Raw genomic sequence first — 13578 nt, forward strand, 5'->3', positions numbered from 1 at the left:
GTGCAAGCCGATGCCAGCCCGTACGCCTGGCTCGAAGACCGTGGTCCAAAGGTCAACCTTCACGGGTGTGTCGATGATGCCACCGGTAAGATCCTGGCCCTTTGCTTCCGGCCTGAAGAGGATCTTTCCTCTGGCCTTGAATTTTCCCGGTTCCGCCGCACTGCGGGCAACTGCTCAGCAATAACTCCGCCAGGCTGGGATGGACCTTTTTCCTGGTCAGCTCCACCAGGCCGAGCCGGGTCAGCCCCATGATGTGGGTCCGCCGCCGGTCCTTCCTGATTTCCTCGCCCAGCACCTCGAGCACCCGGTTCCGGTGCTCCTCGTGGCTCATGTCGATGAAGTCGATGATGATGATCCCGCCCAGGTTGCGCAACCGCAACTGCCGCGCGATCTCCACCGCCGCCTCGAGGTTGGTCTTGTAAACGGTGTCCTCCAGGTCCACGCGACCGGTGAACCGGCCGGTGTTCACGTCGATCACGGTCAACGCCTCGGCCTGGTCGAAGATCAGGTATCCGCCGCACCGCAGCCAGGTCTTGCGCTGCAGTGCTTTGTTGATCTCCTGGTTCACATTGTAGGCTTCAAAGATATCGGGCTTGTCTTCCCAAAACACCCGGGATTTCAGTTTGGGGTTCACGGTGTCCAGAATGGTCAGGGATCGCGCGTAGCCGGTAAACGAATCAAGCACCAGGCGTTCGATTTCTTCCGTAAAGAGGTCCCGAATAATCCGCGGCAAAAGCCCGCACTCCCGGTACAGCAGTGACGGGGCCGCGGCGCCGGACTCCCGCTTCTTTATATCATACCAGAGCTTCTCCAACTCCCGGACGTCGTCGGCCAGCACCTCGGCGGCGATCCCCCGGGCGGCGGTGCGCACGATCGCGCCCATCCCGTTGGGCCGCGCCCGGTGTACCACTTCCCGGAGACGTTCCCGTTCCGATTCGTCCTCGATGCGCCGGGAGATGCCGATGTGGTTCACCGTCGGCATCAGCACCGTGTAATGTCCGGGCAGATTTACCCGCATGGTCACCCGGGGCCCTTTGTTGCCCAGGGGATCTTTGGCCACCTGTACGATCACTTCCTGGCCCGGGTGCAAAAGGTCCCTGATGCCGGCGTCCGTGCGGCCGGACTGCCCCAACACGTCATTCACGTAGAGAAAAGCGTTCCGGTCCAGCCCCACGTTTACAAAGGCCGCCTCGATTCCGGGCAGCACGTTCTCGACCACACCTTTAAAAATGCTCCCAACCAGGCAGATCTCTTCGTCCGGCTCTATATATACCTCCATCGGCACCCGGTTTTCAAGCAGCGCCACCCGTGTGGCGTTATCCCGGGTACTGATCACTATTTCTCTTTTCAGCACTGGCTGCCTCCTCATACCTCCATTAATTCACAGGTCCCAGAGAAGAACACCCTCCCGGGACAGTACTGCGGTCCGCAAAATGTTGAAGCTCTCCGCATCCAGCTCCAGGACAACCCCCAGCGCCTGCATGACTTCATCCGGACGTACGTTCCGCGCCGAGCCGGCCTCCAGTTCCATAGTCAGTTTCAGCCGGTCACCGTCGCTTTGTGCCGTCAGACGGCGGAGGCCTGGACGGATGTCTTTGCGCCTGATTCCCTTGGCGGTCTTCCGTTCGGTTACAATCTCCCCGCGGGCCAGGAAGCGAGCTACTCCCTCCTCCAGATGTCCTGCCGAAAACCCCCGGGGCAGATCCCCCGCCGCGAGATAGCAGGCCCGGCTCACCAAACTCATCAGCGGCGGACCGGCGGCGCTCCGGGCCCCGAAAGGCACAAGCCCTCCCGGCAGGTTCCGACACAGCCGGTCCAATACTTCATCCGGGGCCAGGTCGCCCTCCAGCTCCAGGTCGACGTATTCCCGGCACCCGCTGGTGCCGACCGGCAAGGGGGCGGCGAATACCAGTTTCGGCCGCGGGTTGAATCCCTGACTGTACGCCAGCGGCAGCTCCGCCCGCCGGGCGGCGCGTTCAAAGGCGCGCATTACGTCCAGGTGCGAAATAAACCGGGCCTGCCCCTCTTGGCGGTAAACGAGCCTAACCCGCACCGCCACCGGCCTCCAAGACGCGGGGTTCAACTGCCAGCCCCGGACAGAGACCGCACCCGGCACACTTCTGTCCCCGGCAGTCCGGCGTGGTCTCTCCGGTCAGGGCCCGTTGGTGCTCAAGCTTCAGATACTCCCGGTCCACTCCGGTGTCCAGGTGATCCCACGGTAGTACGTCCGTATACCGGTAGGCCCGGTTCGCGTAGGCGCCCGGATCAAGGCCGGTTTCGGAGAAGGCGCGCTGCCACAGGTCGAACCGGAAACACTCCCGCCAACCGTCCATGCGGCAGCCCAATTCCAGGGCCCGGGTCAGCACGGCCCCCAACCTGCGGTCCCCGCGCGCGAACACGGCCTCCAGAAAGCTGGTCTCCGGTTCGTGCCCGCGGTACACCAGGTTCCTGCCTCTGAGGGCGCCCTGCAAAAAAGCCTGCCTCTCCCGCAATTCGGGCAGAGGGGTCTGGGCTTCCCACTGGAACGGGGTGTGCGGTTTGGGCACAAATGACGCCGTGCTGACGGTGACGTTGAGGCGCCCCCTGGCCACGCCGCATTCCCAGCCCCGCTCCAACACTCTCCGGGCCAAACGGGCGATTCCGGCGATGTCGTCCAGGGTCTCGGTCGGGAGTCCCAACATAAAATAGAGCTTGACCCGATGCCACCCGGCCGTAAAGGCCGCCCCGACCGCCTGCAGGAGGTCCTCGTCCGTCACCTGCTTGTTGATCACGTCCCGCAGGCGCTGGCTGCCGGCCTCCGGAGCGAAGGTCAGACCGCTTTTGCGTACGGCCTGCACCGCGCGGGCCAGCTCGACCGCAAAAGCATCCACCCGCAGGGACGGCAAAGAGACGTTCACCTGTTCTCCCTGGTGGCGGTCGACCAGCGCTCCGACCAGCTCACCGATCCGGGAATAATCGGTGGTACTCAACGAGGTCAGGGAAAGCTCGTCGTACCCGGTGTTCTTTAAGAGCTCCGCGGCCTGGGCCAGGAGAGTCTCGGGGTTCTTCTCCCGCACCGGACGATAAATCGCTCCGGCCTGGCAGAAGCGGCACCCATGGGTGCAACCCCGGAAGACCTCCAGCATCGCCCGGTCGTGCACCGCCTCGAGGTAGGGGACGATGGGCTTGGTCGGGTAAGCCGCCTGGTCCAGGTCCTGGACCACCCGCTTTCGAACGCGCTCCGAGATCCCGGAGACGACGGGGCGGACCCCGGCCAGGGTACCGTCGGAAGCATACTCCGCGCGGTAGAAACAGGGTACGTACACTCCGGGAATGCCGGCCAGGGCCCGCAGCAATTCCGCGCGGGAGCTGTGGCCCCGACCGTGCTTTTTCACCACCTCGACCAGGTCGTGCAGGCCTTCTTCCCCCTCGCCCAGGAACACGGCATCCAGAAAAGGAGCCAGGGGCTCCGGGTTGAAAGCACAGGGGCCGCCGGCTACGACCAGGGGCATCCCCGCTCGGCGGTCGTGCGCGGTCGTTGGCAGGCCCGCGAGATCCAGCATGTTCAGGACATTGGTGTAGCCGAGTTCATACTGGAGGGTGAAGGCCAGCACGTCGAAATCAGCCAGAGAACGGTGCGACTCCAGCGAAAAAAGGGACAAGCCCTCCCGGCGCATCTCCCGCTCCATGTCGGTCCAGGGAGCAAAGACACGCTCCATCAGGGCGTCTTCCCGGCTGTTCACCACGTGGTAGAGGATGTGCAGCCCGAGGTGGGACATGCCCACCTCATACACGTCGGGAAAAGCAAAGGCGATCCGGACCGGTGTCTTGTCCCAGTCCTTGACCACCGCATTGAACTCACCGCCCGCATAGCGGGCCGGCCTTTCGACCCGGGACAAAATACGCTCCAGACTGGTCATGCGGCCCCCCCGGTGCCAGAAAACTGGTGCCCATGGTTTGTCTTAAGGGATACTGACTAGATAGAGCAGAACCTAACTAGTAGTATATCCCAAACTCCAAACGATTCCCACTTTATTCTAGACGTAGGGCCGAAAACCTTTCCGGATCCGGTCCAGGGATACGTTGGCCCCTTGCTCCAAGAGCGTCTTCATAATCTCCGCCTCGTCCACGACCCCGGTGTGGCGGCCGTGCTCGTCCACGGTGTATACAAAGTGGTACCGCTGCGGCACGAAGAGCTGGGTGACCCGCCACACCGGAAGATCTTGCCGGGCTACCAGCACCTCCCCCGGTAAAATTCCGTGTCGTTCAAGGTCCCGGTTTTTGGTGACCAGGTGCTGCGCGTACAGGTACGGCGCTTCCTGTTTTTCCCGGCGGGCGGCGTAGTAAAGAAAGAGCCCGGTGGCAATGATGTCGAACCCGGTCAATCCCAATAGCAGGCCGCCTGTCCCCAGAGTCACGATCAACACCCCCCAGAACTGGCCGCAGACCGCCGTCCGGTGGGTGGCCGCGGGCAGGTTCATCCTGCGGGCCAGGTAGGCCCGGTACAAATGGCCACCGTCCAAGGGCAGGCCGGGGAGCATATTAAAAAGGACCAGCAGCAGGTTACACTGAATGAAGAACGGTCCGTATACTTCGTGCCAGAGGCCGTAGTGACCGCACCCCAGCGCCAGGCCGCAAAGCGCCAGGTTGGTCACCGGGCCGGCTACCGCCACCACGCTTTCTTTTCGGGGCTCAACGACCAATTCCCGGCTCATCCTGGCCACCCCCCCGAAAGGCATCAGCTCAACTTCCTCAACGGGAACGCCATGGCGGCGGGCCATCCAAACGTGAGCCAACTCGTGCGCAAAAACTACGGCAAAGGCAGTCAGGCCCTTGCCGAGAACTCCGGCGGCGAAGTACACCCCCAGGAGCGCCAGAAACCAATTGTTAATGGAGAACATGATCCCGTTGACCCGGCAGATCCGCATAGCGCCCCGCTCCCCCTGCCTTGAAGTGCAAAGTCGACCGCTACGGGTTGCCGGAGAAGTCGATTTTATCCAGGGGGTTAACCAGCGCCCCCTGTTCACGGAACTCGAAATGCACACCCCAACCTGGAAAGTCACCCTGGTTGCCTACTTCCGCCAGAACCGCACCCGCCTCAACCCGGTCAGCCTTGCGCACCTGGATGTTGTGCAGTTGGGCGTATAGAGTGTAGACCTCACTGCCGTGGTCGATCAGAATGTAGGGACCGTATGTCGGGTTTTCCCCTACCTGGGACACCAACCCGGACATGACCGCCCGGACCGGTGTGCCGGCGGGCGCGCCGATATCCACCCCGGGGTGGAAACGCTCCCGTTTGTCGACCGGGTCGGTCACCCAGCCGAATTCGCGCTCCACGGTACCGGTAACGGGAGGCAGGAGCCCGTTCGCCGGAACCGCCACCATCTCAGTCTCCCCGTCCGGCCGGCGCGGCAGTGTCTCCAGGAACGGGAGATCGACGTTCACCGTCTGCAGTCCCAGGCGGACCACCCGGTCCACCACCGGCTGGTAGTTCCATTCCGTAGTCAAAACGTACTGCAATCCCTCCCGGACCTGAACCCCCAACGGCACCTGGGTTTCCCTGACAGCCAGAAAGAACAAAAACAGAACCGCCGCCGCCGTCACCCGGAAAAACCATTTCCTTTCTCTCCGGCCGGCCCGTGGCCTGGGCGCGGCCGACGGCAGAGGCCAATCAAGCCTCTTTTCGCGCGTGAACAATCTCAACCGGTCCCCCTCCCTGCTGCTCTAAGCTGCTACCATCATATGAAGACATTATCCAGATAATGACAAGCTGTGTGCGGAGGCGAACAAGTTCCTTCCGCTCCCGCTGGGGCGGTGAAGACCGTCGGCGAAAGAGCGACATTGCCAAGCGTCGCTACAACGGTCAGCGCAGGCGAGGACGGCACTGCCGCCGCCGAGGACGCCCTAATGAGAGATATGAGGTGGGAAGTTGGAGGTGAGAAAAGTCCAACCAAGTGGTCAAAGCCATTCCGAGCCCTCCCGCCTCCCACTTCTCACTTCTCACTTTAGCGGGATTGTTCGGCTTGGGTGACCCGGGATTCACGAACGCCTATTTCCGTGATGATCCGGGAATGGAAAACGCCGGTCGGCATCGGCTGGACTACAGGCAACCGCTCCGCCCGCATGACGATTAGAGCGCCGAATGGTTTCAAGAACGGGAGCGCGATCCGGTCCAGGGTAACGGCCATATTGACCGGCAGCGAACCGGCCCAGGGAGGGATAAAGACACAAGTGCTCCAGATCAGGGGGCCTCCGCCCGTGGTTACGGTCAGCAACGTTTTGAGGCGCCAGGGGGAAAAGAACTGGGCGCCGGCGAAAACGCTTTCACCGGTCCGGGCTTGACGGCGCCGCCGCCAGGCCCAGGGGCTCCACAAGTTCAGCACCCCGATCACCAGACGGCCGCCCGGTTTGACCAGGCGCCACAGTTCCCGGACGGCGGCCTCCGGGTTACCGGTGAACTCCAGAACGGTGAGCGCGGTTACCAGGTCGAAGGAAAGGCTCGGGAAGGGCAGGCCTTCCACATCCGCCTGCAACAGGGTAATGTTTGCGTACGGCCTGGTCCGTTCGCGGGCTACTTCCAGCATCCGGGGGGAGAGGTCCACACCGGTGACCACCAGCCCCTTTTCAGCCAGCGCCAAGCTGAGCCGCCCGGTACCGCAGCCCCCGTCCAACGCCTTCTCTCCCGGCCTGGGCGCGGCAAGCCGCATAAAAAGGCACATCTCCAGCCGGTCCACCTTGCGGCCCAGCGGGGTTTCATACCAGGCGTCATAGTGTTCGGCCACCCGATCGAAGAGGGCCATGCCAAACCACTTCTATCCCGTCAAGCTTAGAAGACAATGGTCTGCCGCCGCACCCAGACATTGCCCAAAAGTCCCAGCCCCGCCAAGGTCATCACCATGGAACTCGGTCCGTAACTGAAAAGCGGCAGCGTGATCCCCGTAACCGGCATTATTCCCGTCGCCATGCCCACGTTGGTCAGGACGTGGAAGGCCAGCATCGACACGACGCCGGTGGCCATCAGGGTGCCGGTGAGGTCCTTGGACTGCCCGGCGATCCGCAAACCCCGGTACAGAATGATAAAAAAGAGCGTCAATAGAAAAAATACGCCGACAAAGCCGAGTTCCTCGGCCAGCACCGAGAAAATAAAGTCGGTATGCTGCTCGGGTAGAAAGTTCAACTGGTTCTGAGTGCCGCTGAAAAGACCCCGGCCCCACAGGCCCCCGGCGCCGATGGCGATCTGGGACTGGATCACTTGGAAGCCGTCCTTTTGCCAGTCGCTCCAGGGATCGAGAAAGATCGTCAACCGGGTGATCTGGTAGCTCTTAAGCGGGATCCAGATCCCGTGATTCAGGTGCGCCCAAATCCAGAGCACCACACTGGACAGTCCCGCCAGCGTCAATCCGCCTAACAACAAGGGGTTGGCACCGGCGACGAACAGCATGCCCAGGGTAATAGCGATGAACACCAGTGCCGTGCCCAGATCGGGCTGTGCCAGGATCAGCGCCATCGGCACTCCGACGTACACGAAAGCGGGCAGGAGATCCCGGAAGCGGTTAAGCTGTCCCTCACGCTCGGAAAGAAGCACCGCCAGCCCGATAATCACCGCCAGCTTGGCGAATTCCGACGGCTGGAACATCAACGGTCCGAATCGGAGCCACTGCTGGGCGCCTCCGGCCGTATGACCGACTGCGAGTACCGCCAGAAGCAAGACCAGGCTTGCCGCATAAAGTAATCGCGCGTATCGGGATAATTCCTCATAACGCCAAAAAAGAAAAAAGACAAAAGCTGTCATTCCCAGAACAATGCCCAGGATCTGCTTCCACAAAAAGCCAATACCGGCTTCTCCCGGGAGGCTGGTCACCTGGGTGGCGCTGATGACCGTGACCAAACCCAGCGTAATGACGGCCATTGCGGCCAGAATCAAGGTGCAGTCCAGGTTTTTGAGAACTCTCCTATGGCGGCTGATTTATCCCACCCCGGCTTTTTGTTCTTGTTCCTCCCATTATAACGGATACCCGGAAAGCCAAAAAGGGGGGTTGCCCCCCCTGTCCTTTTCTTCCGCTAGATATTGGCCGCCCTTTTCATCTTTTTGATCGGAATGTTGGCCACCAAGGCCACTTGCTTGTCCACGTGCTCCAGACTTACCTCCAACCCTTTGTCGTCTATTTCCATGTACTTGGAAATTACTTCCACAATCTCGTTTTTTAGAAGTTGCAGCAGTTGTGGGGAGATGTCGGCCCGGTCGTGGATCAGCACCAGGCGCAGCCGCTCTTTGGCTATATTTTTGCTGCCGGGACTTTCCCTGCCTAAGAGGCGGGCTAGGAAATCCAACACTGCCGTTCCTCCTTCCCCGTAGCTTATCTAAATCCTATGATTTTCCGCAACCGGTTGAAAAATCCTTCCCGACTCTCCAAATTCATCAAGGGAACGGCTTCGCCCTGCATCCGGCGGACGATGTTACGGAAGGCGCGCCCGGCGACGGTTTGCTCGTTTACCACCACCGGTTCCCCCTTGTTGGTGGCTACTACCACGGCCTCGTCATCAGGAATTACACCCAGTAGTTCCAGCCCAAGAATGTCGTGCATGTCCTCCAGGGTCATCATGTCCCCGCGTTGGACCATCTCAATCCGCAGGCGGTTGATAATCAGTTTGGGATCCCTGATGTCGGCCTTGGATTCCAGGAGACCCACCACCCGGTCGGCGTCCCTGACCGCGGCGACCTCGGCGGCGGTAACCACGATCGCTTTTTCAGCCCCGGCGACCGCGCTCTGGAAACCCTGTTCGATACCCGCCGGGCAATCGATAATCACGTAGTCGAAATGCTCCCGCAACTGCCCACAGATGTTGCGCAGATCATCCTCCGTCACCGCCGACTTGTCCTTGATCTGGGCGGTTGGAAGCAGGAACAGCGACTCACCAAACCGGCGGTCCTTGATCATGGCTTGCCGCAGGCGGCACTTCCCCTCGATCACGTCGGTCAGGTCGAACACAATCCGGTTTTCCATCCCCAGGACCACATCCAGGTTTCGAAGACCGGTGTCGGCGTCGATCAGCACCACCTTGTGCCCCAACATCGCCAGCCCAGCCCCGATGTTGGCGGTGACCGTCGTCTTGCCAACCCCTCCCTTGCCGGAAGTCACCACAATAACTTCGCTCATTCCTTTAAGCTCCTCCCTTGGCCTCTAGTTTTTGCCCTGGCGCTCCCCGCCGGGCGGGAAGGTTTCAATAACCACGGTCCCGTCTCTTACCCTGGCCATCTCCGGTTGGTTGGGGTTGAATACTTCCCCGTCGGGTGAACGGGAAATGTGATCGGCAATGCGCAACTGGGTGGGGCGCAAACGGAAAGCTACAATGACCGCCCGCTCGTCGCCCGCGGCACCAGCCTGCACCGTTCCGCGCAACACCCCCATCACAATGACGTTGCCGGCAGCGGTCACTTCGGCCCCCGGGTTGACATCACCCAGGACCACCACGTTGCCCTCGAAACGTACACTCTGGCCTGAGCGGAGAGTACCCTCCACCATTTTGGTCGGAGACTCAAGGGCACCGCCAAGCGCATATTGCCGGGCCATTCATTTCCACCTCACCATCTAGAAGAGAGGTTCTACGGTGAATAACCAAATCCTGCTAAATCCCTCGCTGTATTTTCCCTGTTATTTTGCCGAATGCGCTCATTCTCAGCCGCTTGTTCTTCATCTTGTGTCAAAAAACCAAAATAAGCGTTCATGATCGCCCGGGCGACCGGGGCCGCCGCCCGGCTGCCCGACCCGCCGTGTTCCACAACCACGGCGACGGCGATCTCCGGCTCCTCAAAGGGAGCAAAGGCCACGTAAAGCCCGTGGTCTTCCCGTCCCCACACTTCGGCGGTGCCGGTTTTGCCGGCGGAGGTCACCGGAAAGTCGAAAAATGAACCGTATGCCGTGCCGCCGGGTTGGTTGACCAAGCGCATTCCCTCCCGGAGAATGTCGAGGGTCTCGGGTGAAATCGAAACTTTTCTCCGGAGTTCGGGCACGGCCTCTTTGACGACCCGGACTTCCGGGCCGGTTACCCGCTGCACCAGGTACGGCCGGTAAAGGTAACCGCCGTTGGCGATTGCACCCGTGTAGCCGGCCAGTTGCAGGGGTGTGTAGTTGTTCAGACCCTGGCCGATCGACATGTTGAGGGTGTCGTAGTCCCGCCACTGGAGGTCCCAGGCGTAACGCTCGTACTGCGCCTGGATCTTGGCCTTTTCCCTCTCCCGCTCCCGATTTAGCTCCTCCCGCCGGGCCTCGCTTGCGCCCGGGAGTTGCGACCGGTAGTGTTCCTCAACCGCTTCGAACTGCGGCCCGAAACGCCGGTCCAGTTCCGCCTGCACCATACTCCGCTTGTACTCCGCGGCAGGCACCACGCCCGCGGCCTCCCCGGCCAGTTCGATGCCGGTTTTCTCACCCAATCCGAATTCACGGGCCATGCGCGCAATATTTTCCGGACCCGTGCGCAAGCCGGTGGTCAAAAAGAAAGTATTGCACGAAACCTGAATCCCCTGCACCACGTCCACCCGACCGTGGACACCGAGACAGCCGTAGCGTTGTCTCTGGTGGACAAAGTAGCCGGGATCGGTGACCGTGAACCGGCGGTCGATCATTCCGCTCTCCAGCGCCGCGGCGGCCACCACCATCTTGAAGATGGAACCCGGGGGATAGGTGCTCTGGATGGCCCGGTTCAAAAAAGGCCGTTCCGGGGAGGTGAACAGTGTGCGCGCCTGTTCCGCACTCAGATCCCCCGCGAATATCCCCGGGCCGTAGGCCGGGTGACCGGCCAGGGCCCGGACCGCGCCGCTGCGCACGTCGATCACCGCCGCCGAAGCCGCGCGGCAGTCCCGATACCCTTCATTCTGGAGGTTTTTCACAATCCGGGCCAGCGCCTCTTCGGCCGCCCGCTGGACCTCAAAATCAATGGTCAGGGTCAGGTCATGCCCCGGAACCGGGTTTTTCACGCCCAGGCTGCGCACCGGCCGGCCCGCCACGTCCACCTCGATCCGGCGGGCGCCCGAGATCCCCCGCAGTTCGCGCTCCATGGCGTTCTCCAGTCCGGCCTGCCCAAACACATCACCCAAGCGGTAGCCATCCGCCCCGTGCCGCGCCAACTGGTCGGGCCGGATCTCCCGGATGTATCCCAATACGTGCGCCAGCAAGTTCCCGTAGGGGTATTCGCGCATCGGCTCGAAGTCGATCACCACGCCGGGCAGTTCCATCTGCGCTTCCTCAATCCGGGAAACGATGTCGAGGGAAACGTCCCGCGCCAGGCGGACCGGTTCATAACGCCTCGGGCTTTGGTTGTCGACCGCGTCCCAGATTTCTTCGGGCGTGCGGTCCAGGATGGCGGCGAGCCTCTCCACCACCGGTTCCAGTTCCCCGCGGTCCTGCCCGAGGTTCACCAGGGAAACGGTGTAAAGCGGCCGGTTCCCCACCAGCTTTCTCCCGTTACGGTCGTAAATCTCGCCGCGCGGCGCGCTGATCGTGATCAGGCGCAAGGAGTTCTCCCGGGCCAGGGTTTGGTAGCGTTCGGTTTCCAGCAACTGCAAATAGGCCACCCGGCCGACAAGCACCACGAAAATGACGACCACGATGGCGATCAGTACGTTGATCTTCTTGGTCAGGCTTTTCTTGTCCACAGACATCCCCGTTCCTATGGAATCCGCAACAGTCCCCGGGTGCTGGAAAGGTAAAACCGGCGGTAAAACAGGAGGGCGACGGCGGCGTTGTACACTCCCCCGGGGATCATCAATCCCCACCACACCTCTCCCGGAAAGATGGTCACACCCAGAAACAAGAGCAGCAGGTACCGGATCCCCTCGACCAGGATGGTGGCCAGAAAGGCGATGCCGGCCACCACGAAATGGTTCTCCTTGAACAGCCGGAGGTGACCCAGTCCAACCGCGTAACCGGCCACGGCGAGCGCCACGGCGTTTAACCCCAAGTAATAGCCGGATAGAAAATCATGGGCCAACCCGCCCAGAAAGCCCAAAAAAGCCCCTTCCCTGGGGCCGTTGAAGATGGCGTAGTACACGACCAGAACCAGCACCAGATCCGGCTTCACGCCCGCCACCCGGATGAACTCCAACACCGTCGACGAAAGGAGCAGCGCCGCCGCCAACAGCAACACCAGGAGAAGAATGTGCAAAGCCCTATCCTCCCGGGACGGAATTGAGAATGATCAAAACCTCTTCTAGATAATTAAAGTCCACCAGCGACGAAACCTCGGCCGTCTGGGTCAAGCCGGCTTCATCCTTCCGGGTCGAAACAATGCGTCCCACCGGAATGCCCTTGGGCACCAGCCCCAGTCCGGAGGTGACCACGTATTGCCCGGCCGCCACTTCCGCATCCAGGGACAGGTAGAACATCCGCAAGGGCGGTGTGCCGTTCAGCACGCCCTTTACCACTCCCGGGGTGCGGATTTCCTGGACCATGGCCCCCACCCCGCTACGGTGGTCGGTGATTAGAAGCACATCGGAGGTATTCGGCGCCACCGCGATCACGCGACCCACCAACCCGGCCGGCAGCACCACCGCCATACCCCGCTCGACACCGTGGTTCGCGCCCCGGTTGACCTTTATCTCCCCGAACCAGTTGCCCGGATTGCGGCCGATGACGTCGGCCGTCAGCATTCGGTAACGGCTGTTTTCGTCCCGGTAATCCAGCAACTCCCGCAGGCGCTCGTTCTGCATCCGGTACTCCCGGAGGGCGACCACTTCCCCCTCCAGGTCGCGGATCTGCCGCCGCAATTCCTCTGCCTCCGGATCACCGCCAAACAAAAAGAAGCGCTGGAATACACCGCGCACCTGGTTTCCCACCAACGTGACCCCGGCCTGCACAAAACCCGAACCATCCCGCAGGCCCGCTTCCAGAACCGTCAGTTCCCCGCGTTCAGAACCGGTTAGCTGCATCAACAGGAAAAGGAATAACACCAGGATACCGGCCGCCAGGAGTCTTCTTATCCGGGTGCGTTTCAAATCACACCACCTTCTTGGGTGAGATCAATACCTTGCGCAAGACATCAATGTTCTCCAGTACCCGCCCGGAACCGTAGGCCACCGCCAGAAGCGGCTCTTCGGCCAGGTGCACGGGCATCCGGGTTTCCTCGCTCACCAGCCGGTCCAGCCCCTGCAGGAGCGCCCCGCCGCCGGCCATCATGATTCCGCGGTCCATAATGTCGGAGGCCAACTCCGGCGGGGTCTTTTCCAGGGTCTGCCGGATGGCGTCCAGGATGGCGCTCACCGGTTCCGAAAGCGCCCGGTAAATCTCGGCCGAAGTCACGGTCACCGTCTTGGGCAGGCCGGAAACCAGATCCCGGCCTCGCACCTCCTCGGTCTCCTCGTGTTCCAAGGGGTAGGCCGTGCCGATCTTGATTTTCAGTTCTTCAGCGGTACGCTCGCCGACCATCAGGTTGTAGTTCCGCTTGACATGCTGGATAATGGCCTCGTCCATCTCATTACCGGCCACCCGGATCGAACGGCTGGTAACAATTCCCCCCAGGGAGATCACCGCCACCTCCGTCGTTCCCCCACCCACGTCGACAATCATCGTGCCGGTCGGTTCGTGCACCGGCAAACCGGCCCCG

At 61.6% G+C, this 13578-nt stretch carries 14 protein-coding genes; all 14 read right to left on the reverse strand.

Features of this window, described 5'->3' with window-relative positions; translation table 11 throughout:
- Positions 1-52: 52 nt before the first annotated feature.
- The gene (locus AB1402_10095; protein ID MEW6541940.1) at positions 53-1354 is read right to left on the reverse strand and encodes an Rne/Rng family ribonuclease; all 1302 of its coding nucleotides are present in this window, start codon (positions 1352-1354) and stop codon (positions 53-55) included.
- A gap of 27 nt (positions 1355-1381) precedes the next feature.
- A complete protein-coding gene (locus AB1402_10100) occupies positions 1382-2053 on the reverse strand; it encodes a TIGR03936 family radical SAM-associated protein (GenBank protein MEW6541941.1) in 672 nt (223 codons plus the stop codon).
- Positions 2043-3899: a TIGR03960 family B12-binding radical SAM protein gene (locus tag AB1402_10105; GenBank protein MEW6541942.1), complete on the reverse strand. Its 1857-nt coding sequence runs from the start codon at positions 3897-3899 to the stop codon at positions 2043-2045. The genes AB1402_10100 and AB1402_10105 overlap by 11 nt, the downstream gene beginning before the upstream one ends.
- Positions 3900-4016: 117 nt before the next feature.
- Entirely contained in the window at positions 4017-4907 is an 891-nt protein-coding gene (locus AB1402_10110) for a M50 family metallopeptidase (GenBank protein ID MEW6541943.1), read from the reverse strand.
- 40 nt (positions 4908-4947) lie between these two features.
- Positions 4948-5682: a M23 family metallopeptidase gene (locus tag AB1402_10115; GenBank protein MEW6541944.1), complete on the reverse strand. Its 735-nt coding sequence runs from the start codon at positions 5680-5682 to the stop codon at positions 4948-4950.
- Positions 5683-5984: 302 nt separating this feature from the next.
- Positions 5985-6779 (reverse strand): methyltransferase domain-containing protein, encoded by a 795-nt coding sequence (locus AB1402_10120; protein ID MEW6541945.1) that lies wholly within the window; start codon positions 6777-6779, stop codon positions 5985-5987.
- Positions 6780-6805: 26 nt separating this feature from the next.
- Positions 6806-7903 carry a rod shape-determining protein RodA gene (gene rodA, locus AB1402_10125; GenBank protein MEW6541946.1) on the reverse strand — a complete coding sequence of 366 codons (1098 nt, stop codon included), beginning with the start codon at positions 7901-7903 and terminating at the stop codon, positions 6806-6808.
- 137 nt (positions 7904-8040) lie between these two features.
- Positions 8041-8313 (reverse strand): cell division topological specificity factor MinE, encoded by a 273-nt coding sequence (gene minE, locus AB1402_10130; protein MEW6541947.1) that lies wholly within the window; start codon positions 8311-8313, stop codon positions 8041-8043.
- A 23-nt stretch (positions 8314-8336) separates the two neighbouring features.
- Positions 8337-9137 (reverse strand): septum site-determining protein MinD, encoded by an 801-nt coding sequence (gene minD, locus AB1402_10135; GenBank protein ID MEW6541948.1) that lies wholly within the window; start codon positions 9135-9137, stop codon positions 8337-8339.
- A 24-nt stretch (positions 9138-9161) separates the two neighbouring features.
- Entirely contained in the window at positions 9162-9551 is a 390-nt protein-coding gene (minC, locus tag AB1402_10140) for a septum site-determining protein MinC (protein MEW6541949.1), read from the reverse strand.
- Between the two features lie 32 nt (positions 9552-9583).
- Complete coding sequence (gene mrdA / locus AB1402_10145) at positions 9584-11632, reverse strand: penicillin-binding protein 2 (protein ID MEW6541950.1); 2049 nt, start codon at positions 11630-11632, stop codon at positions 9584-9586.
- 14 nt (positions 11633-11646) lie between these two features.
- A complete protein-coding gene (gene mreD, locus AB1402_10150) occupies positions 11647-12141 on the reverse strand; it encodes a rod shape-determining protein MreD (GenBank protein MEW6541951.1) in 495 nt (164 codons plus the stop codon).
- Between the two features lie 4 nt (positions 12142-12145).
- Positions 12146-12970: a rod shape-determining protein MreC gene (mreC, locus tag AB1402_10155; GenBank protein MEW6541952.1), complete on the reverse strand. Its 825-nt coding sequence runs from the start codon at positions 12968-12970 to the stop codon at positions 12146-12148.
- 1 nt (position 12971) lies between these two features.
- Positions 12972-13578, reverse strand: a 607-nt coding sequence (mreB, locus tag AB1402_10160) for a rod shape-determining protein MreB (protein MEW6541953.1), incomplete at its 5' end; no start/stop codon positions are given.

The sequence above is a fragment of the Bacillota bacterium genome (genome assembly GCA_040757205.1).
Classification (GTDB): Bacteria; Bacillota; Desulfotomaculia; order Desulfotomaculales; family Desulforudaceae; genus Desulforudis.

What these genes read in the sequence shown, in the direction of transcription:
- AB1402_10105 (MEW6541942.1), bottom strand. Translation starts at nt 3,899, where the DNA reads ATGACCAGTCTGGAGCGTATTTTGTCCCGGGTCGAAAGGCCGGCCCGC.
- AB1402_10110 (MEW6541943.1), bottom strand. Translation starts at nt 4,907, where the DNA reads ATGCGGATCTGCCGGGTCAACGGGATCATGTTCTCCATTAACAATTGG.
- AB1402_10120 (MEW6541945.1), bottom strand. Translation starts at nt 6,779, where the DNA reads ATGGCCCTCTTCGATCGGGTGGCCGAACACTATGACGCCTGGTATGAA.
- minD (MEW6541948.1), bottom strand. Translation starts at nt 9,137, where the DNA reads ATGAGCGAAGTTATTGTGGTGACTTCCGGCAAGGGAGGGGTTGGCAAG.
- minC (MEW6541949.1), bottom strand. Translation starts at nt 9,551, where the DNA reads ATGGCCCGGCAATATGCGCTTGGCGGTGCCCTTGAGTCTCCGACCAAA.